Raw genomic sequence first — 22,772 nt, 5'->3', positions numbered from 1 at the left:
AACGCTAATTCACCGGCCAACGATAGGTACCGCTCAACATATCGGCACGTTCAGACTGGCCCTGGGTGAACTCGACCATGCAACTATCGTCGGTATAGTCCATGAAGTTATAGATGGGGTCGTCACCGGCGTCGCGCCTACAGGTGTCGCGCCCCGTAGGGCAGCCGTAAGCTGCTGAGCGCTCGGCTGGTGTATCCGCAACCTGATCCCCGCCACCATTACAGCCGCCCTGGAAGGTGTGGTACAAGCCCAGCCAATGACCCACCTCATGAGTGGCAGTATCCCCCTCGTTGTACGGCGCCGCAGTGCCGCCTGGCAGAGATTGATTCAGGATCACAATCCCATCATCGCTTGGGTTACTGGCATAATCGGTAGGAAAAGTTGCCCAGCCCAGCAAGCCGCCACCAGGGTTGGACACATAAATATTCAGGGTCTCAGCGTTACCCTCGCGTAGGGTTCGTTTCATATCACGCTCGGCACTGGTGCCCGGCCCTGCGGTGTACCAGGCATCGTTATAACTAGTGGTGACCCCCTTTAAGGTAAAACTGAACTTAGTATCGAAACCGCTCCCGCCGCCCGCACCTGAAAAAGCGTCGTTGAGCACATCGATCTGAGTATTTATCAAAGAGAAGACATTGCCATCTCCACTGCTGCTCAGAATCAGATGCACATAAACAGGAATATTGTAACCTACCGGGGTGTATGGGTCGCTCGAACCACCGCCACCGTTGCCACCACCGCCGCCATTGCCGTTACCTACGCCGCTAGGTTTCTTTAAGGCTTTCAGGTGCTCATTAAGTAAGCGCACCTCAATATCTGAGGGGGTACGGGTACCACAACGCAGGAAGGCGGCGTTAGCATTGGCATGGTCAAATGCCGGCGTCGTGCTCGTCCTAGCCTGTTCTTGATCGGCTTGAACCAAACTGCTTACTGATATCAACAGCAGAGTGGTTAGCAGTATTACGCTTCTTCTCATGACAGCCTCACCTTAAAATCAGATCCAGTTCACATAACTGAGTATAGGAAAAGCCGGCGAACTTGCGAACAAAGGCGCTTTTCTCCACGGCCTGGCGGTTTTCTTTAATTTCTCTTTACACTCCACACAAATGTAAATGATAACCATTACTATTTAAGCTGATGCTTTTTTTGGGTATCCTTTGTTGCGTTAATTTGGTCGGCATGCCGAGCCTCAACGGTTTGTACGACTCCTCACTATTCCTCTTTCGCTAAGATGACGACAGATCATGAAACTAAAGCCTATTTCGCTCGCAATCTTCTGTGCCCTAAGCATGACTTCCATGCCTGGCCATGCAAAAACCCAAACCGCTCAGACAAACCAAGAAAAGCAACAGGTCGATGAACAGATCGAGAAGATCGAGGTTCGCGGACGCTATGTGCAAGGCTACAACGCCCACTCAGTTGGCGGCGCCTCACGGCTGGATCTGGCCATTGTCGACATTCCTCAGTCTGTCTCGGTGATCACAGATGCACAGCTCGACGACTTCCAGCTCAATGACATCAACAGCGCCCTGGACAGTGCCACAGGTATCAATGTTGAGCGTATCGAGACCGACCGAACCTACTATACGGCGCGCGGATTCGACATCACCAACTTTCAGATAGACGGCGTCGGCCTGCCGCTCACCTCGGGTAACAACCATGCCGACGAAGACACCGCCATCTATGATCGCATCGAGGTGATCCGCGGCGCCAACGGCCTGATGACGGGCGTGGGTAATCCCTCGGCCACGGTCAACTTCATTCGTAAGCGCCCAACGGCTGACAATCAGCTTAATCTGCAGGCCAGCTACGGCAGCTTTAACAACCTCAGGGTGGAAGCCGATGCCAGTGGCCGCCTTAACGACACTTTTGCCGGGCGCGTGGTGGCAGTGAAACAGACAAAGGAGTCTTACCTCGATCGCTACGAGACAGATAAGAGCGTGCTCTATGCCTTCCTGGAGGCCAACCTAAGCGACGACACCAGCCTGTCGGTCAGCCACAGCTACATCAACAACGATGCTACGGGCAATAACTGGGGCGCGCTGCCGCTCTACTATACAGATGGCAGTCCAACCCACTACGACAGATCCACCAACACCTCGGCCGATTGGTCTAACTGGCAGGTGATCAAGCAAAATACCGTGGTGGAGTTGAGTCACTACTTCGGCAACGACTGGCGTCTACGCGCGACCTACTCTCACAAGAGTACCGATGAAGATACCGAACTTTTCTATGTTTACGGCACGCCCGACCGAGAAACCGGCCTGGGTCTCACCGGCTATGGCAGCGAATACGATCTCGACGAGAGTCATGATCTGGTAGATATCTATGTCGATGGCGAAGTCAGCCTGTTTGGCCGCGAGCATCAGTTGGTCGCCGGGGTGAACTATGCCAAGGTGGACTATATCGACACCTCTTTATATGACTACACCACGGGCAATGGTTTCCCGGCCATGCCGGATCTCAACGACTGGGATGGCAACACGCCCAAGCCCATCTTTGCCGACAGCCCCCGCGGCAGCGACGTCAGCGCTAAGCAGCAGGCCGCCTACTTTACCGGTCGCTTTAACCTGTTCGAGGGCTTCCATCTTATCGCCGGTGGTCGCTTCAATAAGTGGCAGGCCGAAGGGGTCTCCTACAGCAAGCTACAAGATGTAGAAGATAGCCAGTTCATTCCCTACCTGGGCGCCGTTTATCGTATCACTCCTGAACTCGTGGCCTATGCCAGCTATACCGAGACCTTCAAGTCGCAAACCGAGAAGGATATCGACGATAACTTGCTGGCGCCTGTTACAGGTGAAAGTAAGGAGATAGGTCTTAAGAGCGAGCTATTTAATGGTCGCCTGATCGCCAGCCTGGCCTATTTCGACATTCAGCAAGTCAATCTGGCCGTGCCAGATCCACGCACTGCGGATCTGCCGCCGCCCGACCAGCGCTACATAGGCGCCGATGGCATTAACAGTAAGGGCTATGAATTTGAAGTCGCCGGAGAGGTATTTGATGGCCTCAACCTGAGCCTGGGCTTTACCGACTTCGATATTGATGGTCATGACGAAAACGCCGAGATAGTCGCGGCCTATACCCCAAGCCGCCTGCTCAAGTTCGCCGCCACCTACGATGTCGCCGTCATCGAAGGCTTATCGATTGGGATGAACATGCGCTGGCAGGACGATATCTCGCGTCATCAGGGCGTGGTTGGCGATGGCTTTGATAATGCGGGCGAAGAGATCATTACCCGGCAGGACGCGTACGCCATCGTCGATCTTATGGCCCGCTATCAGTTTAACGAGAACATACAGCTGAGCATCAACGCCAACAATGTGACCGATGAGAAATATCTCAACAGTCTCTATTGGGCTCAGGCCTTCTATGGCGCTCCCGCAAACTACAGCGCCACCCTCAGCTGGAAAATCTAACCCGGCGTAAAAAAGGGCATATAGGAAAACCTATATGCCCTTTTTAATAGCAACTCTTTGAATAAATTATCGAATATCTAATTAAACCAGCTCGGCCAACATAGCATCAGAATATTCCACCAGCGGCTGCTTATCGCGCACCCTGGCGACATAGTCTGGGTTGGCGATAAAGGGACGACCAATAGCTAACAGATCGAAGCGTCCATCGGCGATGGCGCGCGCGCCAGTCTCTGCCGTGTAGCTTCCTACGCCCACTAAAGTTTGACCATAATGCGCACGCACATAGTCAGACACTCGGCCATCAAGATAATCAAACTCCATGGCGTCATCGAATATCCCCACATGCAGATAAGCGAGCTGACGAGACTCCAACTGCTTTAAGAAGTAGTCGAACACGGCGCGATCACGGCTATCACCCTGCATATTAACGTAGGCACCGGGCGATACGCGCAGTGCTGTGCGATCATTGCCGATACGCTTAACGATGGCATCGACCACAGCCAGCGGGAAGCGCGCCATATTCTCTGGCGAACCACCAAATTCATCATCGCGACGATTACTGTCGTGGTGCAAGAACTGATCGATAAGGTAAGCATTAGCGCCATGGATCTCGACGCCGTCAAAACCGGCATCAATCGCATTCGCCGCGGCCTGTGAATAGTCGGCCACCAACTGAGCTATCTCCTCAGTCGTCAGCGCCTTAGGCACCTCATAGGCCAGTTCACGCTGACGTGGCACTGTACCTTCAATCTTAACCGCCGATGGCGCCACTATCTGCCCACCGAAGAAATGTGAGTGTGCCACACGGCCGGTGTGCCACAACTGGGCAAAGATCTTACCGCCTTTAGCGTGAACGGCGGCAGTGACTTTCTGCCAGCCCTGGATCTGCTCTGGGGTAAACAGGCCAGGCGTGTTGGGGTAGCCTTGGCCATCGGGGCGAATAATCACCGCCTCCGAGATAATAAGTCCGGCATCGGCACGGCGAGCATAGTAGTCCGCCATCGCCTGAGTGGGTACCAAGTCATCGTCTGCCAGACAACGAGTGAGCGGCGCCATGAGAATCTTATTGTTAAGGGTAATACTGGCATTAAGCGCATAAGGCTCAAAAAGATTGGCAGTCATATTCGGGTCTCTATCTTGAATGAGCGTTCAAGATAACGCCTGCTTAGGATCAATTCAAGATCTTTTTTGAACGAACATTCAAAATTAAGTACAATGCCCTTTATCGCCCAAGAAACAACACGAAGAGCCAGATGCGCAACGCCGAATTTGATCGCCAGCAGGTACTGAGACAGGCCATGAATGCCTTTATCGACAAGGGCTATGCCAAAACCAGTATGCAAGATCTCACCAAGGCCACAGGGTTACATCCGGGCTCCATCTACTGCGCCTTCGACAATAAGCAGGGCCTACTGCTTGCGGTCATCGAACAATATGGTCAAGACCGTCACGCCGAGCTAACGGCCTGCTTCAGCTCGTCACTCCCCTTCGTCGAGCAGCTTAAACGCTATTTAACCGGCATAGTCGATGAGTGTTTGTGCGAGGACACACCTAAAGCCTGCCTGCTCACCAAGGCCCTAAATGAAGTGGCTGAACAAGATGAGTCGTTAAGAGACGCTATTAAGCTACATCTCGACGGCTGGCAACAGACGCTGGAAGCCCAGTTTGAACAGGCTATCGTCAAGGGCGAGATTAAAGGGGATGGCGGCCACCTGGCGCGCTATTTCATCATGGGGATCTATGGGCTCAGAACCTTTGCCCATACCAAACCCGCGCCAGAGGTATTGCACGCTCTGGCGCAGCAACTTCTTCAAGACACCTGCCGCAGTTAGGCTATTTCACTACCATCACTGGGCATTTAGCCTTATTGGCCAGCTCCTCGGCCACACTGGGATTAAGCAGATGTGCCAGACCGGTATGGCCGTGGCTGGCGATCACTATCATGCCCACATCATGCTCTTCGGCGTCGAGTAAGATTTGGCCCAGTACGCCACCGGAGCGAACCTCGCTATGGACCTTGAGGTTTGGCGGCATCTTAATCTTTGCTTCTCTCACCACCTCTCCCAACTTGCCGTTGGCATAGGCATGCAGATGCTGCTCTAGTTCCTCGTTACTCTCCACTACAATCCCATAGTTATGGGCGCCGTAAGGTTCGCTCACCACATGAACGATACGTAGATCGACGCCATAGAGGGTCGCCATCTCAATGGCATAACCCAAGGCGTGTGATGCCGTCTCGGAAAAATCCGTTGGGCACAGTATTTGACGTGTACGCATAGTACACCTCCTCAAATATAGCGTTCGCCGCGCCCCGGTTTGGCAGACCCGCTAAGCTAGTTCGGTGCTATCTGAGCACAATTCTACTTCACCACCAGCACGGGGCATTTGGCGCGGTTAGCCACCGATTCAGCCACATTGGTATGCAGAAAATGAGACAAGCCTGTGCGGCCGTGGCTGGCAATCACTATCATGCCTACATTGCTCTCTTCCGCCTCGGCCAGAATCTCGGTAACGGGATCGCCACGACGTATCATGGTCTCGATAGGCAGGTTACTATCGAGTTTAGCCAGCAAGGACTTCATTTTTTCGCCGGCTGCCTCTTCCATCGATTTGGCAAGCTCTTCGGGCGTGATAGCCAAGATCTGAAAATTCTCATCACCCATAGGCTGCTCTACCACATGGAGCAGGCGAAATCCCACCTGATAAAGATTTGCCATTTCGATAGCATAAGACAGGGCATGGGACGCCGTGTCAGAAAAATCTGTCGGGCATAAAATTTGACCTTTTCTCATCTGTTACTCCTTAGCACAATCGGCAATCACTTTACTTAAGCATAGCGGATAAAGGTGACACAGGCTTGACAGTTCCCTACCCTTGCAGCGCCCTTTATCACCCTTAACCTTAATACCCAAGTGCTGCGCAAGCCACTACTTAAACTAAGATTAATCGCTAAGCTCAAATCCATTCACCACTGACGAAGCTCAAGCACTAAACTGGCTAGAACAACCAGGCGAGCGCGCTCTTTTTATCCTCGAAAAACTTAAACTCACCCGAGGTAAACCAGTTTGCCACACGCGTCATCCACTGCTGCACATCACCCTCACCTACGATGGCAACCCGCTTAAACTCTTTGCCATGTTTTATCCCCAGCTTGAGATCGTCCCAGGCACCATGTAGCGAAATACCATCGAGCTCAGTAATATCGATAAGCGCCAGGATCTCAGGGCTCTCAACCCCGGCCAGGGCAGATTCGAGTAGCGGCGTCATCTGCAGATAATCTTGATGGGTCAGCTTGCCAACCGCCTTAAAGGTGAGATAAACATTCTCCTGATTTCGCTCTATACCGATAGCGATACCATGTAACTCAGTGCTCATGACAACCTCCTGCCAAGACAACAAAAGTGCCTAGGGTCTGCTGTAAAAACAAACAGCAAAGCTCAACAGACCCTAACTAAATTTTAGTTTTCATCCCATCACCACGCATTTGATCTAGATCACACTTTGCTCGGATATCGCTCAGGATTTGACCTAACTTCAAGCTTGACATAATATTAGACCGACTAATCAGTCGGTTTTTGAAAACACGCCTATGACGCCGTAAAAAATGGCGTCATCGCTTATCAAAGAGTTAACGCAGACAGGATGGATAGCCAGATGAATATGCCCGCAAATCTCAACATAAGCCAACGCCTCAATCAGCTGCTCGCCAGACAGAAGGCAAGCTTTCGTGAGCAAGGGGCGCCATCTAGGCAGCAACGCGAGACACAGCTTATCGCCCTTAAGCAGGCGCTGCTGAGCCATCAACAGGCAATCGTCGATGCCCTCAGTGCCGATTATGGCCACAGATCCAGTGATGACAGCCGCATCTCCGACATCATGCCCTGCGTCAACAACATCAACTACACACTGAAAAAGCTCAAAGGTTGGATGAAGCCCAGCCGTCGCCACGCGGGGATTTTATTAGCGCCCGCCAAGGTGCAGGTGCAGTATCAGCCCCTGGGCGTCGTGGGCATCATAGTGCCGTGGAACTTCCCTGTGATGCTCTCCATCGGCCCCTTGATCACGGCGCTTGGGGCTGGCAACCGCGCCATGATCAAGTTGTCTGAATTCACCCCAGAGACCAACAAGGTACTCAAACAGATGCTCGCCGACCTGTTTGATGAGAGTGTGGTTGCGGTTATCGAAGGGGAAGCCGACGTCGCCGCCGCCTTCTCGGCATTGGCCTTCGATCACCTGCTATTTACCGGCTCCACCACGGTTGGCCGCCATGTGATGCGCGCCGCCGCCGACAATCTCACGCCAGTCACCTTAGAGTTGGGAGGCAAGTCACCTGTGATCATCGCCCCGGACATGCCACTGGATACGGCCGTGGAGCGGATGATCTACGGTAAATGCCTTAACGCCGGACAGATCTGTGTCGCCCCCGACTATGTGCTGCTACCTAAAGGTAAGAGCGACGCCTTCGTACAGGCCTTTATCGCCAAATTTAAGCAGATGTACGGTGAGATAGGTGATAACCCAGATTACGGCGCCATCATCAATCCAAGACAATTCGAGCGCCTACAGGCGGTGCTGCAAGACGCCCGCGACAAAGGGGCGCAGATCATCCCAAGCTCTCAGGAAACCCTTTCCCCCGACAGCCGCAAGCTGCCGGTACAATTGATCACTGGGGTGAACGAGCAGATGCTCGTCATGCAGGAGGAGATCTTTGGCCCTCTGCTGCCCATCATCGAATATGACAACCTGGAGCGCGCGATCGATTATGTGAATGACCGCCCTCGTCCGCTGGCGCTCTATATCATGAGCTTCGATAGCGATACCCAACAGCGTCTACTCAACCAGACCCACTCGGGCGGTGTGTGCATCAACGAAACCGTATTCCATGTGGCGGCAGACGATGCCCCCTTTGGCGGTATAGGCCCCTCAGGCATGGGCCACTACCATGGCAAGGAAGGTTTCCTCACTATGAGCCACGCCAAGACCATACTGAGCCGTGGCAAGCTCAATACCGGCAAGCTGGTACACCCTCCCTATGGCACTACTATTCAGCGGCTGCTGATGAAGCTATTTTTACGCTAAAGGTTGAGATTGAGAGAGATTGCCATGGGCAAAAGTCAGAAGAAACAAGCCATCTTAGATACCGCCCTGCAGCTTTTTGTCAGTCAGGGCTTTCACGGCACCAGCACGGCTACCATCGCCCGCGAGGCAGGTGTGGCCACAGGCACACTGTTTCACCATTTTCCCTCTAAAGAGCAGCTGCTCGAGCAGCTGTTTCTCGGCGTCAAACAGGAGTTTGCCGACGCCATACAAGCAGGTGCAAGCAAGAGTGGCAAGCTTAAGCAAGATGCCAAGCAGCTGTGGTTTGCCGCGCTCACCTGGGCCATGGCCAATCCGCTCAAACAGGCTTTTTTTCAGCTCTATTCGATGTCGCCAACCGTCGAGCAGTCGGTGCGCGCTCAGGCGATGCACAGCATCCTAGGCTTTATTGCCGAATTGATCCGACAGGGGCAGGCAAGTGGCGAGCTGGCTAAATATCCCATTGAGCTGATGCAAGACAACTGCCACGGCCAATACCTGGCCGCCACCCGCTACTTTGTCGACCACCCAGAACGCTGGCAGGATGAAGAGCAGCGCGCCGCTAGCTTTGCCCTCTTCTGGAATGCCATGGCCGCGCGGTGATCACTCCTGCCAATCGGCAAAATGTGCAATCAGATGGTCGATAGCCATTCGCGCCCGCATGGGTAAGAAACGGCGGTTTTGGTAAACAATCCAGCTGGTGAGGCCGCGATTCCAATAGGGTGACAACACAGGAACCAGGCTGCCCTTAGCCAGCGGCACGATAAAGCTACTCTTAGGCAGATAGGCAATCCCCAAATGCTGCTCTGCTGCCGCGATCACCGCTGGCACATTGTTGCTGCGCCAGCGCCCTTCCACCTTGATGTTCAGCTCTATATCGTCTTGTTGAAACAGCCAGTGATCATTGTTAGAGATGATGCAGCTATGCAACCTGAGATCCTGAGGCGTCTTAGGAGTACCATGTTCGGCCAAATACTCAGGGCTTGCCACCGCCATCATGTCTCGATTCGCTAACTTACGCGCCACCAGGCCTGAGTCTTTTAACATTCCAAAGCGAATCGCGAAATCGATACCATCTTCGACAAAGTTAACCATACGACTGTTGAAGTCCATGTCTATGGTTAAGGCGGGATGTTGCCTGGCAAAATCGATCAATACCGGAGCGATATACTGCTCGGCAAACGCCCCGGCCGCACTAACCCTCAGGGTGCCACTAAGCTGCTGTTGCTGCTGACTCACTTCCTCATTGGCCTGCCTAAGTCCCACCATCAGGTTTTGGCACTGGCGATAATAACCCAGCCCAGCCTGTGTCAGGCTAACGCTGCGAGTGGTCCTTGCAAATAGGGCGCAGCCAAGCCGCGCCTCAAGCCTCGCCACCTGACGACTCACATGGCTGGTCGAACTTCCCAGTTGGCGTGCCGCCGCCGAAAAGCCATTAGACTCGGCAACCGCAATAAATTCGACAATCCCCTCAAAACTATCCATGCATCACCATTGTTGCTATATAACAATATTAATTTGCCAACCTGATGGATTATCACAACAAACAGCAACAATTACAATGAGACCACTTTGTAATAACAGGAACTCTGCACCATGAAAAAAGTACTTATCTTTTTGACAAACCACGCCACACTCGGCACCACTGACGAAGCCAATGGTACCTTTGCGCCAGAACTCACCCATGCGCTGCATGAGCTATTAGCCGCAGGCCTTGATTATGATCTTGTCTCAATCGACGGCGGCAAGGCCCCCCTATATGGCACAGATATCGAAGGTGATGAGGTCAACGCATCTATGTTGCAGGACGCCTCGTTTATCAGCCGGGTCAACAATACCATTCCCGCCTCACAGATAGATATTGAGCAATACAGCGCTATCTACTATCCGGGTGGATTTGGCCTGCTATCGGATCTGGCCACCAATGAAGCCGTTGCCCAGCTCAGTGCGGCGCACTACGAAAATGGTGGTGTCATTGGCGCCGTGTGTCACGGACCAGCCGGTTTACTGCCCATCACACTGAGCAATGGCGAAAAACTGATTGCCGGCAAATCGGTAACCGGCTTTACCCGTGAAGAGGAGATCGACTATGGCACCATAGATAAGATCCCCTTCCTGCTCGAAGAAGCACTGACCCGCAGCGCAAAGCGCTATAACAAGGTCCAGCCGTGGAATGCCTTTATCATAGAAGATCAACGAGTCATTACCGGGCAAAACCCTGCCAGTGCTGGCGCCGTTGGTAAGGCAATTGCCGCACACTTAGCTTAAGCTCAAACCGACACTCATGGTCATTTCCGTGGCTAATTCAATGGCTAATTCAATGGCCATGAGTGTCCCGCAAAGCTCCACTGCCAGATGGTTTGATGTTAGTATCAGCAGCTTAATCCCATTGATTTGCCGCGATAATAACAACTATTGAGGAGCGCTATATGCCTGTGCAAATGCAACGACGCCATCTACTTAAGGGCTTGGCCGCTGCCGGTCTGTTGACTCAGCTAGCCCCCCTCCCGGCATGGGCGAAAGCGACTCAAAAAGCCCTCTATATCGATGGCCTCTCCTTTTTGCCCGACGACTTAGCCGATCTCAGCGCCTCAAAGCTCGATGCTTACCTGTGTGATATCTCAGCCATCGAAGCCATAGAACAGGCCGACGGCACCACAAACTACAAACGCACCTACAAGGCTTGTGTCAAAAGCATCAGCGAGGCCTTAGAGCGGGTAAACGCCAACCCAGACAAACTATTGTTGGGGCGAAGCGCCAAGGATATCGAGCTTGCCCATGAAAGCGGACGAACCGCCGTCTTCTTTCAAATTCAGGGCGCCGACTGCGTCGAGCAGAGCATAAATCAAGATCTCAATCAGGTGGATGAGTTTTATGAGCGCGGCCTTAGGGTACTGCAGCTTACCCACCACTATGGCAACCTGTTTAGCGGCGGCGCACTGGACAACGACGGCAAGCAGGGGCTCAACCTACCGCTCACCCAGGCCGGCCATCAGCTAATCGACAAGCTCAACAGCAAGCGGATGCTGCTCGATGTCAGCCACTCCAGCCCTCAGTCGGCACTAGATAGCGCCAGGGCCAGCCGCGCGCCCATAGTGGCGAGCCACGGCGCCGTGCGTGCCATCGTCAATCACGCCCGCTGCTCACCCGATGAGGTGATCAAGGCGATCGCCGATACCGGCGGCCTATTCGGCGTCTTTATGATGACCTTCTGGCTCACCACAGAGCAAACGCCCACCACAGACCACTATCTGGCGCAGCTCAAGCATGTGGCCAATGTCGGCGGCATAGACGCCGTGGCGATTGCCAACGACTATCCACTACGCGGCCACGAAAACTTATTGGCACTGAGTAATGACAACGCCGAAGGGGTAAAACAATACATTGAATGGTGGCACAGCCTGCGCGCCCGCGGCGTACTCGGCTTCGACCACGAACCCGAACATGTGGTGATCCCAGAGCTTAACCATATCGAGCGCATGGAGCGCATCGACAGCGCCCTGTCCCGCGCCGGATTTAGCAGCGGCGATCGCATTAAGATCATGGGTGGGAATTGGCAGCGGGTGTTGGCCGAGGTACTAGGCTAGTCCCTCTGACCAAGGCTGGTTACTCTAACCTAGGCTGGTTACTCTAACCTAGGCTGGTTACTCTAACCTAGGCTGGTTAGCGGCCAGCCTAATGACGCTTTCTTAAAGTATCCTTTTAGAACATCTACCCGATTTCGTATTTGAAAGGCATCCTTTAACCAAGACAGCATGGTGTATCAATTGCCTGCAGCAGGCTAATGTGCAGATACGCCTGTGAGACGCCGTAAATAAGTCCCTTTAGGCTCTGCCGAAACATCCCTGTTTCGGAAGCTCACCGGCGTATCTACACCCGGTTATCCATCTCTTCGATTACACGACATGGGAAAGTTCCGGACATTTCCAATGTTAGATTTTTTGTTCTAACCCACTTAGCTCGAATTTATAGGGGTAGCACCTCGCTACCGAGCTTAAAATTGTTGGCTAAACTTAGCGAAGAATGAGCGCAAGCCAAGCGTTTTGCGTCCAATTGCCATGATGGCCTTGTTAGAGTTTTTTACTCGATGACTTTGAATTTACTAATTTCATAAAAGCATTCGTCATCTATTGTGTCTTTACTCCAATCAACTTCAATTACTTCTGGAAATCCAAATTTTGGGTGGTATTTAATTTCCATACTTGCAGCTTCAAATAACCCTTTATTTGCAGCTTTAAAAAGATCGTCAATAACTAATTCATGCTCGTGCTCACCAAGTTTCTCAAAAAGTGCTACACCATTTACGACTAAAACTTTTGATCCTGCTACATACATACAACCTTCTTGGGCAACATAGCTGTACCTTTCAGGTTCATTTTGTTTCCAAATTTCCAATTGTCTCGCTATTTTTTCGCGTGTTTGAGAGTTTACCGATTGATGCCCAATTCCCCAAAAACTAAATATTAGGACTATTATCGTTCCTAATACAAAGAAGATTGAATATGGATTGCGGGTATCGAATATTTGCATAAAACTCTAAAGCCCTGTTAAGGTGAGCAACGTAATGCCGATGTTCACGCATACCAAACATTTTATTAGTGCGCATGTGCGTTTACCTCGTTAGAACAGTGAACACGCGCATTGTTAACTGATTGTATTGTATAGAATTTATCACTTTTACTTCAAATACACCATCCGGAAAAACATGCATGCGCATTTTCCAGACCTCCTCCTTAGCCAACATAAAGTTAAGCACTGATTTTATTACCCTTTATTTTCATTCGGTTTGCCACCTATAGATAATAAAGTGGCAAAGATGCACTAAGTTTTCATATCTATCGGCAACAAATGCAGTCAAATCGAAGAAATTGGAAATTCTGGTGTAGATGCATCTGCGGACGTCGATGGCAGGGATGCCATCGTCGAGCCTCCAGGGAAGGATTCACGGCGTGTAGCAGATGTATCTGCACGAAAGCGAGCCGCAGGCTATTAACGTCAATGAAGGTACGACCTTTCCCCCAGATAAACTCAGATTGACCAATCACAGACTCCTCCATGAGAAGATGACAGTACCTTCATGGCAAACAACCAATCCCACGATACACTGAAATGAATAACGAATATGACTCGCTAAGCCCCCCAAGCATAAGGTTAACCATGCCCCAACTTTCAAGGATACGCCTGCTGTTACTCACCTCGGTCACTATGCTGGCATTCGCGGCCAACTCGCTGTTTTGCCGGGAGGCTCTGGCATCGGGCAGTATCGGCGCCACCAGTTTCACCTTGATACGTATCGCTTCCGGCGCCCTGATGCTGGGGATACTGGTTTCACCTCACATTCGCACTGGCGGCCTGGGCGGCAACTGGCTGTCGGCAGCGGCGCTATTTGGTTATGCGATCGCATTTTCTTTTGCCTACAACAGCCTAAGCGCTGGCACGGGTGCCTTATTGCTGTTTGGTGCGGTGCAGATAACCATGATCCTCTACGGTTTGTGGTCTGGCGAGCGGATAAATCGAAAACAGACAATAGGGGCGCTACTGGCCGGAGCGGGTTTGGTTTGGCTGGTACTGCCGGGGGTGAGCGCGCCATCCCTAGTCGGCGCCGTGCTGATGATAATCGCGGGTATTTCCTGGGGGGTCTACTCTTTACTAGGTCGCAGTACTGATCGACCAACCCTGGCCACGGCGGGCAATTTTATCCGCGCGGTGCCCATGGCCTTAGTGCCGTTTGCCTTGCTCGTCCATTCTGAGACTATCAGCGCCACAGGGATTGGCTACGCCGTGGCATCTGGTGCCCTCGCCTCGGGCCTGGGCTACGCCCTGTGGTACTTAGTGCTGCCCTCACTCACCTCGGTAACCGCCGCGACGGTTCAGCTTAGCGTACCTGTGATTGCCGCCTTTGGCGGCTTTATCTGGCTCGGCGAAGCCATGACCACGAGACTCCTCGTCGCCTCCATCGCCGTACTCGGCGGCATCGCACTGTTTGTCATGAGTAAACAAGGCAATAGCCAGCAATGAAGTCAAATCGAAGAAACATTAGGGCCTGATGACCTTTTGAGAACAAATTTTGTTCTAATTGAGCACGTTCAAATCACGGCTCGAGGCTTGAGATATAGTTATTCTATATAAAAGCCGAGTAACAAAGAGTTGAACGTGCTCAAGACGAACCCTACGGGCAGCGTCTGTATCATTTTTCTACTGCGTTATCGCTCATTGATGCAGTGCACTGCATTACAATCGCTCAGCCTTGTATAAAAGCGATACAGACTGCTGCAAAAGTGAACGCTAAAGATCAACAGGCCCTAGATAGGGGTATTATTACGCCTTTGACTCTCAGCGACAGGACGTAGCCGAAAGCCAAAAGCCAAAAGCGTATCAAAAATAAGGCCATCAGGTGCTATTTCAAAAAATACCGCCTGTCGGCAAAGTAAGCACCAGCCTTAATGACAAGGCTACTTAGGCTCGATCTGCTCCACCATGAGCTGCAGACTCTCGTTACCACGAAACTCATTGATATCCAGCTTATAGGCGACTTCGGCATATTGAATGGTAGCATCGGGCCAGGTGGTGAGATCCACGTTAAAGGCGATGGCATCGACCATGGTCTGGCCGCATTCACTCTCAAGCACGAGTTTGAGGTGACGCTCACCCACAATCCGCTGCTGCAGGATACGAAACACGCCATCAAATATCGGCTCGGGGAAATTTTGCCCCCAAGGACCAGCGCTGCGAAGCTCTCTGGCCAGCGCCATATTGAGCTGAGCAGGGCTTAGTTCGCCGTCGCTGACTATCTCGCCAGTCAACTGCTCCGGCGCTAACAGTTCACGCACCGCCTCATCATAGGCCTTAGCGAAACGCTCGAATTCACCGGCGCGCAGCGACAGACCCGCCGCCATGGCGTGGCCGCCGAACTTGATGATCATTCCAGGATGACGGGCATTGATCAGCTCTAACAGGTCGCGCATATGCAAGCCTTTAATAGAGCGAGCCGAGCCCTTGATCTCGCCTTCCCCCGCTTCGGCAAAGGCGATCACCGGCCTGTGGTATTTGTCTTTGATCCGCGACGCCAAGATACCTATCACCCCCTGATGCCAGTCTTGCTGGTAGAGGGCGATCCCCCAGGGTAGCTCAGCCTCATTAAGGGACAGGCTCTCCAGGCTCTTTAGTGCCTCCTGCTGCATGCCGGTTTCCAGCTCGCGCCGCTCGGCGTTAAGACCATCCAGCTCGCTCGCCATGCGCCGTGCACGCATCATGTCGTCACACAGCAAGGTCTCGACCCCCAAAGCCATCTCATCGAGACGACCGGCGGCGTTTAGCCTGGGGCCAACGGCGAAGCCAAAATCAGAAGCAACAATGCGCGAGGTGTTGCGCTTGGCCACCTCTAACAGCGCGGTAATTCCGGGTCGGCAGCGCCCGGCGCGCACCCGCTTGAGCCCGGCGTCCACTAAGATGCGGTTATTGGTATCCAGTGACACCACATCCGCCACTGTGCCCAAGGCCACGATATCCAGCAAGGTCGCCAGGTTAGGCTCATTAATGCCCTTAGCCTTATACCAGTTACGACTGCGCAGCTCGGCGCGCAGGGCTGACATTAAGTAGAAGGCCACGCCGACCCCAGCGATCGCCTTACTGGCAAAGCCACAACCCAGCTGGTTAGGATTCACTATCGCATCAGCCTGCGGTACAGCTTGACCCGGCAGGTGATGGTCGGTGATCACCACCTGCATTCCCAAGGCCTTAGCGGCGGCTACCCCCTCGATGGAGGAGATACCGTTATCAACGGTTATCAGCAGCTGCGCCCCCATTTGCTGGGCCACCTGCACTATCTCAGGACTGAGACCATAGCCATAATCGAATCGGTTAGGGATAAGGTAATCCACATTCGTCGCGCCCATCATTCTCAGAGCCAGCAGACAGACACTAGTGGAGGTGGCACCGTCTGCATCGAAGTCGCCCACGATCAAGATGGATTGCTGCTGGGCCATCGCATCGGCAATAATGGCCGCGGCCCTATCTACATCCTTTAACGTATCGGGGCGCAGTAGGTTAGCCAGCGCTAACTCGCAGTCGCTCGTGCTGCATCCTCGGCTGGCATAGACTTGCTTTAAGATGGGAGAAAGATGATTCGGCAGATGGCTATCATCTACCTTAGGGCGGCGTACTATCTTATGGATCACGACTTAAACAACCTCAAAAAATCTTGCCGCTAGCATAGCAAAGCCAGCTCGGAACACACAGCAAAAGATGGCCAAAAAAAAGGTGAGCCCAGGCTCACCTTATTTCGCGCGTTAGCGACTTATTGGATGCGATCTAGCACCTGAATAAGCTGCTCAGGCGGCTGATATCCTGGGATCATGGTACCGTCTTCCAGCACGATAGCTGGCGTGCCGTTTACCCCAAGACTCTGACCAAGCTGATACTGCTGAGCAATCTTAGCATCACACTTAGCACCGGAAACCTGCTTGCCCGCCTTGGCATCTGTCATAGCCTTGAGTGGATCGGCTGAGCACCATACGGCCTCCATATCCACGGCGTTTTTAGACGGCACGCCCTGACGTGGGAAGGCAAGATAACGAACGGTAATGCCTAAGTTGTTATACTCGTCCATCTGATTGTGTAGCTTACGACAATAACCACAGGTGATGTCGGTAAACACAGTGATCACATGCTTCTCATTTTTGGCCTTATAAACCAGCATATCTTGCTCAAACGGTTTGATTGCCTCTTTACGTGGGCCAGCCAGTGCAGCCTCGGTCAGATTTTTCATGCCGTTATCGAGATCATACAAACTACCGTGGAACAGCTTACTGCCATCCTGAGTGATATAGAGGACACCACGGTTAGTGATCGCCTCATACAGACCTGGAATCGGAGACTGGCTAAGGTTTTGCACCTCAACACCTAATGTATCTGACAATTTCTGCTTCAACTGGTCGCCATTTTCGACCACGTTATTTGATGCCGCCATCAGGGGGGTGGCCACCATGGCAACAACTAAGGTGAGCGCTCGGGTAAACTTCATTCGAATTCCTATAGGGTGTTAGGGCTCATAGCATTAAAGCAAATTAGGCTGTCGGTATTCCAACCTAAATTGTTACTAAAACTTGCTACGAGCAATATGTCATTTTTATAGACCGGCCTAAAGGCTGAAAAGTTACATGCTCATCAACATGAAAGCAAACGAATAATGGCAAAGTGACACATTAGTCACTGCCTACAGGTATCCAATGCGCTTGGCAACTAGCCTCTTGGGTGATGAGCTTGATGCAGCTGCGCCAACCTGGCTTTAGCCACATGGGTATATATTTGGGTGGTTGAGAGATCGCTATGGCCCAGCAATAGCTGCACCACGCGCAAGTCTGCTCCATGATTGAGCAGATGGGTAGCAAAGGCATGTCTTAGGGTATGGGGTGACAGGTGCACGGCAATACCAGCGCGCTGAGCATAGAGCTTGATCCTGTGCCAGAAGGTTTGCCGCGTCATCATGTTGCCCCGTTTTGAGGGAAACACCACATCGCTGGGCTTCCCTTTTAACAACTCAAATCTGGCAGACTTAAGATAGGCTTCGATCTCCGCCACAGCCTGTTCACCAAAGGGCACCAGGCGCTCTTTGCCCCCCTTACCGACGATGCGCACCACGCCTTGCCTTAGGCTCATCTGATCTAAGGTCAGCCCCACCAGCTCAGACACCCGCAGCCCACTGGCATAGAGCAGCTCTAGCATGGCGCGATCCCTGGCCTCGACGGGATCTTCTATATTGGGTTCATCCAGTAGTCGCTCCACATCGGCCTCACTTAGGGAGTCAGGCAGCTTTCTCGCCAACTTGGGCGGCTTGATCATCGCCATGGGATCGAGCTCAATCAGCTTCTTGGCTAACAGGTACTTATAGAAACGCCTTAAACTGCTGAGCAGTCTGGCGCTGCTGGTCTTAGCAAAGCCTTGCTCGACTCGCTGGACCAGATAGGCACGTACATCACCCTGAGCGGCGCTGCTGAGTGTCAGGCGCTGCTTCTGCAGATAACGGTCGAAATGGCACAGGTCACTACGATAGGCTTGAAGGGTATGATCGCTTAGCCCCTTGGCGGCCCAGAGATCATCCAAAAAGGGCTCGATAAGCGGGTCCATATGATGAACTGGGTCGGACATATATAAACTCCCTTATCAGATAAAAAAACGGTGCTAACTCTTAGAGCTAACACCGTTATCTTACGCTATTGGCGTAAACGACATCAATTCAGCACTGTCTCATTGCGTGGGCGTTTGACCACTAAACAGGCAAAGATGGTAATGGCTGTCGGAATGAGCCATGCCATTCCCTGACCGCTTAGTGGCATAGCATCGAACATGCTCATGTCGGCACCCGCCGCCTTAAGGCCATCAATGATACCAAACACCAGGGCTACACTCAGCACCATACGATGGGCAAAAGCCGGCTGGGCAAAGCGTTCTGTCAGGTAAGTCACAGCTACCAGCGCAATGGCAACCGGGTAGATAGTCACCAGTACAGGGATACTAATGCTAATCAACTGTGCAAGGCCGACGTTAGCCACAACGGCGGTGATAATACTAATCACAACAACCAGTAACTTATAAGACAGTTTAGGCATCAATTCGTTGAAGTACTCGGCGCAGGCAGAGACCAGACCGACCACTGTGGTCAAACAGGCCAGGGTGACCACGGCGGCAAGTAGCACCTGCCCAGTAGCACCAAACTGATGGTTCACATAGTTAGTCAGGATCACCCCGCCGTTGTCGGCACCCGCCGCAAGATCGCCAGCGCTAGCGCCCAGGTAGAAAAGCGAAACATACACAAATGCCAATCCACCAGCCGCAATAAAGGCTGCGCGTACCAGATATTTAGTCTGCTCCTTTGGAGCATTAATGCCCTTCTTACGCAGCAGATCGATAATCAACATACCGAAGATCAACGAGGCCAAGGTATCCATGGTGTTATAACCTTCGATGATGCCCTTAGTCAGCGGATTAGCTTGATAGTCACCCACCGCTTGTCCTACTTCAGAACCAGGCAAGATAACCACAGACAACGCCAGCCCGACCAGCAAAACGATCATGATAGGAGTCAGTACCTTGCCTACGCTATCGAGCAATTTGCCCGGAAAGAGTGACAGCAGCATGGCAAGGCCGAAAAAGATGATGGTATAGAGCAGTTGTGAACTGGTAAATACCACACCAGCCAGTTCGAAACTCGCCTCGGCATTTTCAATAAAAGGCTTATAGCCCATCTCATAGGCAACCAAGCCAGCACGGGGCGCCGCAAAGGCTGGGCCAATGATGATATAGATAGCAATCGCCAGTAGGGTCGCGGCAAGAGGCGGTAGCAAGCCCATCACCTTACCATTGGCCTTAGCCACGGCAATCAGAGTGATCAGTGGTAGGGTCACGGCCGTCAGCAAGAAGCCCAACATGGCCCAAGACATATTCTCACCGGCAAGAAATCCGGCCAAAGGCGGGAAGATAAGGTTACCCGCCCCTAGGAAGAAGGCAAAGGTCATAAAACCTAAGCCTAATGTATCTGTCATACTTAATTTATTGTTTTGCACACAACGCCCCGTTAATCTGCTTTATGTAATGATCTTAATCGCTTAGTGGAAATAATTAACCAATGACCGCGACCTTCATTGCGTGTAAACTTAAGATTACACGTCTCCGTGGTAAATCTAGCCCATTCTTGGCTACTTCTTGAACGACAGCAGGATTAACTAACGCTAAAAATGCATTCAAACTGGCTTACCTGGCTCAAATCAAGGCTTTCAGCCCCAACAAGAGCACCTACTATTAGCAAAAAGCTAATTAAGACACAAGAATCCCGCCTAACAAGGGCGCAAATAAGAGCCAAACTTTAACAATTAACCCACAAACTGATTTCACCCTTCACAAGAAACAACATTTACTCCTAGCGAAATTCACTGTTTTACGCCCTCGTAACAGCAAGCTTTCTGCCTTTGGCGCGATAACGTACAATGGCGCCCCAGCGTAATGAACACGGCAACAGGTTAATGCCCTTTTCCTTCAAACAATTTCATATCGATGACAGCCGCTGCGGCATGCCCGTCAGTACAGATGGCGTATTGCTTGGCGCTTGGGCACCGCTCACTCAGGCGCAAAACATTCTAGATATCGGCGCCGGTAGCGGCCTACTGAGCCTGATGGCAGCTCAGCGCAGTCATGCAGATATCACCGCCTTAGAGATAGAGCCCTTAGCGGCGCAAGATTGCCAGCACAATATCGACCAGAGCCCTTGGACTGATCGCATCAGATTGATCCAGGCGGACCTGCTCGATTGGTATGTTCAAGCCCACATACAGTTTGATCATATCCTCTGCAACCCACCCTACTTCGAAAACGGTCCTCAGTCGCAGTGTGACAAGCGCGCCCAGGCCAGACACACAGATAGCCTGAGCTTTGATGCTCTCCTTAAGGCGATTAAGCAGCTATTGAGCCCAACAGGCCAGGCGAGCCTCATTTTGCCAAGCGCTAGCATCGAACGCTTTCTTGGCCTGCTCCCCAGCCATGAATTAAGCCTGCAGGTCAGATTCGATGTCGCCAGCGTCAGCGGTAAAACAGCCCATAGACACCTGCTGACCCTTGGTCATCAGCGAGACAAAAACCAGGACCAGGATTGCCACCACCCAGTCGCAACCCAAACCCTTTGTGTCAGAGACTCTAAAGGCCACTATAGCGAGGCGATGATCGCCCTCACGCGAGCCTTCTACCTGAAACTTTAACTTTCCGCTTCTGCCCTTGCTGGCGGCCTCGCACTTTAGCCAGCTTTGGGTGTATAATGCCGCGCTATTATTTTGAGAGACGCAGCGCATGCAATTTGAAGATTTCCACCTTGACGACACCCTGCTTGAGTCGCTCAAGGCGATGGGGCATCTTACCCCCACGACCATCCAGCAACAGACGATTCCGTTAGCTCTGGAACATAAAGATATTATGGCCAGGGCACCAACCGGAACCGGTAAAACTGCCAGCTTCCTGCTGCCAGCGTTGCAACATCTGCTGGACTTCCCACGTCGATTCTCTGGGCATGCGCGCGTGTTGATTCTCACTCCTACCCGTGAGCTGGCCAGCCAGGTACACAGATACGCCTCTCACCTGGCAACAGGACTGAATCTGGATATCGCCATCATCACCGGCGGCGTGCCTTATGCCCCTCAAGAGAAGGCGCTCAAGGACAATATCGACATTCTGGTGGCAACACCGGGCCGTTTGATGGAATACCTGGATAAAGACCTTTTCGATGCGCAATCGGTTGAGATCTTAGTGATCGACGAAGCCGACCGCATGTTGGATATGGGCTTCTCCTCTGTGGTGCAGGCGATCGCCATCCAGGCTCAAGGGCGTAAACATAATATGTTGTTTTCTGCGACCCTCGAAGGCGGCGGCGTCAGTCGCTTTGCCGAGATGCTGCTGTCGAATCCCATCACCATTGAAACCAAGCCGCCGCGCAGCGAAAAGGCCAAGATCCATCAATGGTTGCACCTTGCCGATGACAAGGATCATAAGTTCGCCCTGCTGTGCGATATCCTCAAGCGCGAAGAGGTGAGTCGCGCCGTCGTTTTCGTCAAGACCCGTGACGTTGTCGCCAGCCTCGAAGGCCAGCTGCAACAGGCAGGGATCACCTGCGCCTTTATGCGCGGCGATATGGAACAGAAGGCACGTTTTCAGGCTCTGGGCCGATTCACCAAAGGGGAAGTCAATGTGCTGCTGGCCACTGACGTAGCGGCCCGCGGTATCGATATCGACGGCATCACTCATGTGATCAACTTCGACATGCCACGCTCGGCCGATACCTATGTACACCGCATCGGCCGTACCGGTCGCGCCGGCAACAAAGGCACGGCGATCTCTCTGGCTGAAGCCCATGATATGCGTGTAGTGGCTAAAATTGAACGCTATATTGAGCAGCCACTGAAACGTCGAGTCATCGATTCACTGCGGCCTAAACACAAAGAAGCCAAGATCCCCACCAAGAAAAAGGCCAAGAGCGCGGATAAGAAAACCGCCAAGAAGGGAAAGGCCAAGAAAAAGGGCTAAGGCATAAACAAACTGCGTATAAAAAAAGCGTCCCCAAGGGGCGCTTTTTTTATGTCAATTTAACAAACTGATATCAATTAACCGCTCTTCACTGGATTATCAATATGTTAAATTCATACTTTTCGTCAAATTTGACACAATTTATTTACAAAAAGACTTTTGTCACCGTAGCAGACTCTGGTAATTTATAAGGCATTACGCTCAGCATGGAATAGCATG

20 protein-coding genes are annotated in these 22,772 nt (G+C 52.2%); 9 read left to right on the top strand and 11 right to left on the bottom strand.

Features of this window, described 5'->3' with window-relative positions; translation table 11 throughout:
• Positions 1-4 precede the first annotated feature (4 nt).
• On the bottom strand, positions 5-976 hold the full coding sequence (locus L2712_RS09010; protein ID WP_248977565.1) for a zinc metalloprotease: 972 nt from the start codon (positions 974-976) through the stop codon (positions 5-7).
• Positions 977-1,244: 268 nt separating this feature from the next.
• Here L2712_RS09010 and L2712_RS09005 point away from each other — a divergent pair, with 268 nt between their 5' ends.
• A complete protein-coding gene (locus L2712_RS09005; RefSeq protein ID WP_248977564.1) occupies positions 1,245-3,416 on the top strand; it encodes a TonB-dependent siderophore receptor in 2,172 nt (723 codons plus the stop codon).
• Positions 3,417-3,497: 81 nt separating this feature from the next.
• Here L2712_RS09005 and L2712_RS09000 read toward each other — a convergent pair whose 3' ends face one another.
• The gene (locus L2712_RS09000) at positions 3,498-4,538 is read right to left on the bottom strand and encodes an alkene reductase (protein ID WP_248977563.1); all 1,041 of its coding nucleotides are present in this window, start codon (positions 4,536-4,538) and stop codon (positions 3,498-3,500) included.
• Positions 4,539-4,669: 131 nt separating this feature from the next.
• Here L2712_RS09000 and L2712_RS08995 point away from each other — a divergent pair, with 131 nt between their 5' ends.
• Positions 4,670-5,248: a TetR/AcrR family transcriptional regulator gene (locus L2712_RS08995; protein WP_248977562.1), complete on the top strand. Its 579-nt coding sequence runs from the start codon at positions 4,670-4,672 to the stop codon at positions 5,246-5,248.
• A 1-nt stretch (position 5,249) separates the two neighbouring features.
• Here the strand turns inward: L2712_RS08995 and L2712_RS08990 are convergent, their stop codons facing one another.
• From L2712_RS08990 to L2712_RS08980, 3 genes are all read right to left on the bottom strand, one after another.
• Positions 5,250-5,693, bottom strand: coding sequence for a universal stress protein (locus tag L2712_RS08990; protein WP_088903925.1), 444 nt, complete (start codon positions 5,691-5,693; stop codon positions 5,250-5,252).
• Positions 5,694-5,776: 83 nt separating this feature from the next.
• Positions 5,777-6,208, bottom strand: a complete 432-nt coding sequence (locus tag L2712_RS08985) for a universal stress protein (RefSeq protein WP_088903924.1) — start codon at positions 6,206-6,208, stop codon at positions 5,777-5,779.
• A 205-nt stretch (positions 6,209-6,413) separates the two neighbouring features.
• Positions 6,414-6,791, bottom strand: a complete 378-nt coding sequence (locus tag L2712_RS08980; protein WP_088903923.1) for a SpoIIAA family protein — start codon at positions 6,789-6,791, stop codon at positions 6,414-6,416.
• Between the two features lie 279 nt (positions 6,792-7,070).
• Between L2712_RS08980 and L2712_RS08975 the strand changes: the two genes are divergently transcribed.
• Entirely contained in the window at positions 7,071-8,495 is a 1,425-nt protein-coding gene (locus L2712_RS08975) for a coniferyl aldehyde dehydrogenase (protein ID WP_248977561.1), read from the top strand.
• Positions 8,496-8,519: 24 nt separating this feature from the next.
• Positions 8,520-9,095, top strand: coding sequence for a TetR/AcrR family transcriptional regulator (locus L2712_RS08970; protein WP_248977560.1), 576 nt, complete (start codon positions 8,520-8,522; stop codon positions 9,093-9,095).
• Here L2712_RS08970 and L2712_RS08965 read toward each other — a convergent pair whose 3' ends face one another.
• Positions 9,096-9,977, bottom strand: a complete 882-nt coding sequence (locus tag L2712_RS08965; protein WP_088903920.1) for a LysR family transcriptional regulator — start codon at positions 9,975-9,977, stop codon at positions 9,096-9,098. It lies immediately after the preceding gene.
• Positions 9,978-10,088: 111 nt separating this feature from the next.
• Between L2712_RS08965 and L2712_RS08960 the strand changes: the two genes are divergently transcribed.
• Both L2712_RS08960 and L2712_RS08955 read left to right on the top strand, forming a co-directional pair.
• A complete protein-coding gene (locus L2712_RS08960; protein ID WP_248977559.1) occupies positions 10,089-10,760 on the top strand; it encodes a type 1 glutamine amidotransferase domain-containing protein in 672 nt (223 codons plus the stop codon).
• Between the two features lie 161 nt (positions 10,761-10,921).
• A complete protein-coding gene (locus L2712_RS08955; RefSeq protein WP_248977558.1) occupies positions 10,922-12,079 on the top strand; it encodes a membrane dipeptidase in 1,158 nt (385 codons plus the stop codon).
• Positions 12,080-12,572: 493 nt separating this feature from the next.
• On the opposite strand, the gene L2712_RS08950 is transcribed toward L2712_RS08955, so the two are convergent.
• Positions 12,573-13,022 (bottom strand): DUF6174 domain-containing protein, encoded by a 450-nt coding sequence (locus tag L2712_RS08950; RefSeq protein WP_088903917.1) that lies wholly within the window; start codon positions 13,020-13,022, stop codon positions 12,573-12,575.
• Positions 13,023-13,649: 627 nt separating this feature from the next.
• Here L2712_RS08950 and L2712_RS08945 point away from each other — a divergent pair.
• Positions 13,650-14,510, top strand: a complete 861-nt coding sequence (locus L2712_RS08945; RefSeq protein WP_248977557.1) for a DMT family transporter — start codon at positions 13,650-13,652, stop codon at positions 14,508-14,510.
• Between the two features lie 434 nt (positions 14,511-14,944).
• Here the strand turns inward: L2712_RS08945 and recJ are convergent, their stop codons facing one another.
• The 4 genes from recJ to brnQ all read right to left on the bottom strand — a co-directional run bounded on the left by recJ (position 14,945) and on the right by brnQ (position 20,032).
• Positions 14,945-16,669 carry a single-stranded-DNA-specific exonuclease RecJ gene (gene recJ, locus L2712_RS08940; RefSeq protein WP_248977556.1) on the bottom strand — a complete coding sequence of 575 codons (1,725 nt, stop codon included), beginning with the start codon at positions 16,667-16,669 and terminating at the stop codon, positions 14,945-14,947.
• A 119-nt stretch (positions 16,670-16,788) separates the two neighbouring features.
• A complete protein-coding gene (dsbC, locus tag L2712_RS08935) occupies positions 16,789-17,514 on the bottom strand; it encodes a bifunctional protein-disulfide isomerase/oxidoreductase DsbC (protein ID WP_248977555.1) in 726 nt (241 codons plus the stop codon).
• Between the two features lie 218 nt (positions 17,515-17,732).
• A complete protein-coding gene (gene xerD / locus L2712_RS08930) occupies positions 17,733-18,638 on the bottom strand; it encodes a site-specific tyrosine recombinase XerD (protein WP_248977554.1) in 906 nt (301 codons plus the stop codon).
• An 83-nt stretch (positions 18,639-18,721) separates the two neighbouring features.
• The gene (gene brnQ, locus L2712_RS08925) at positions 18,722-20,032 is read right to left on the bottom strand and encodes a branched-chain amino acid transport system II carrier protein (protein WP_248977553.1); all 1,311 of its coding nucleotides are present in this window, start codon (positions 20,030-20,032) and stop codon (positions 18,722-18,724) included.
• A gap of 477 nt (positions 20,033-20,509) precedes the next feature.
• Between brnQ and L2712_RS08920 the strand changes: the two genes are divergently transcribed.
• Both L2712_RS08920 and srmB read left to right on the top strand, forming a co-directional pair.
• On the top strand, positions 20,510-21,238 hold the full coding sequence (locus tag L2712_RS08920) for a tRNA1(Val) (adenine(37)-N6)-methyltransferase (protein WP_248977552.1): 729 nt from the start codon (positions 20,510-20,512) through the stop codon (positions 21,236-21,238).
• 88 nt (positions 21,239-21,326) lie between these two features.
• A complete protein-coding gene (gene srmB, locus L2712_RS08915; protein WP_248977551.1) occupies positions 21,327-22,553 on the top strand; it encodes an ATP-dependent RNA helicase SrmB in 1,227 nt (408 codons plus the stop codon).
• Positions 22,554-22,772 lie beyond the last annotated feature (219 nt).

The sequence above is a fragment of the Shewanella marisflavi genome (assembly GCF_023283925.1).
Taxonomy (GTDB): domain Bacteria; phylum Pseudomonadota; class Gammaproteobacteria; order Enterobacterales; family Shewanellaceae; genus Shewanella; species Shewanella marisflavi.
The sequence above is the reverse complement of the archived record's forward strand: the minus strand, read 5'-3'. Positions and strand labels throughout refer to the sequence as shown.

Excerpts from the sequence above, each read along its gene's own strand:
- L2712_RS08945 (WP_248977557.1), top strand. The coding sequence starts at position 13,650 with ATGCCCCAACTTTCAAGGATACGCCTGCTGTTACTCACCTCGGTCACT.
- L2712_RS08960 (WP_248977559.1), top strand. The coding sequence starts at position 10,089 with ATGAAAAAAGTACTTATCTTTTTGACAAACCACGCCACACTCGGCACC.
- L2712_RS08950 (WP_088903917.1), bottom strand. The coding sequence starts at position 13,022 with ATGCAAATATTCGATACCCGCAATCCATATTCAATCTTCTTTGTATTA.
- L2712_RS08955 (WP_248977558.1), top strand. The coding sequence starts at position 10,922 with ATGCCTGTGCAAATGCAACGACGCCATCTACTTAAGGGCTTGGCCGCT.
- dsbC (WP_248977555.1), bottom strand. The coding sequence starts at position 17,514 with ATGAAGTTTACCCGAGCGCTCACCTTAGTTGTTGCCATGGTGGCCACC.
- L2712_RS09005 (WP_248977564.1), top strand. The coding sequence starts at position 1,245 with ATGAAACTAAAGCCTATTTCGCTCGCAATCTTCTGTGCCCTAAGCATG.
- L2712_RS08920 (WP_248977552.1), top strand. The coding sequence starts at position 20,510 with ATGCCCTTTTCCTTCAAACAATTTCATATCGATGACAGCCGCTGCGGC.
- brnQ (WP_248977553.1), bottom strand. The coding sequence starts at position 20,032 with ATGACAGATACATTAGGCTTAGGTTTTATGACCTTTGCCTTCTTCCTA.
- srmB (WP_248977551.1), top strand. The coding sequence starts at position 21,327 with ATGCAATTTGAAGATTTCCACCTTGACGACACCCTGCTTGAGTCGCTC.
- xerD (WP_248977554.1), bottom strand. The coding sequence starts at position 18,638 with ATGTCCGACCCAGTTCATCATATGGACCCGCTTATCGAGCCCTTTTTG.
- L2712_RS08980 (WP_088903923.1), bottom strand. The coding sequence starts at position 6,791 with ATGAGCACTGAGTTACATGGTATCGCTATCGGTATAGAGCGAAATCAG.
- L2712_RS08965 (WP_088903920.1), bottom strand. The coding sequence starts at position 9,977 with ATGGATAGTTTTGAGGGGATTGTCGAATTTATTGCGGTTGCCGAGTCT.
- L2712_RS08975 (WP_248977561.1), top strand. The coding sequence starts at position 7,071 with ATGAATATGCCCGCAAATCTCAACATAAGCCAACGCCTCAATCAGCTG.
- L2712_RS09010 (WP_248977565.1), bottom strand. The coding sequence starts at position 976 with ATGAGAAGAAGCGTAATACTGCTAACCACTCTGCTGTTGATATCAGTA.
- L2712_RS08995 (WP_248977562.1), top strand. The coding sequence starts at position 4,670 with ATGCGCAACGCCGAATTTGATCGCCAGCAGGTACTGAGACAGGCCATG.
- L2712_RS08985 (WP_088903924.1), bottom strand. The coding sequence starts at position 6,208 with ATGAGAAAAGGTCAAATTTTATGCCCGACAGATTTTTCTGACACGGCG.
- L2712_RS09000 (WP_248977563.1), bottom strand. The coding sequence starts at position 4,538 with ATGACTGCCAATCTTTTTGAGCCTTATGCGCTTAATGCCAGTATTACC.
- L2712_RS08970 (WP_248977560.1), top strand. The coding sequence starts at position 8,520 with ATGGGCAAAAGTCAGAAGAAACAAGCCATCTTAGATACCGCCCTGCAG.
- L2712_RS08990 (WP_088903925.1), bottom strand. The coding sequence starts at position 5,693 with ATGCGTACACGTCAAATACTGTGCCCAACGGATTTTTCCGAGACGGCA.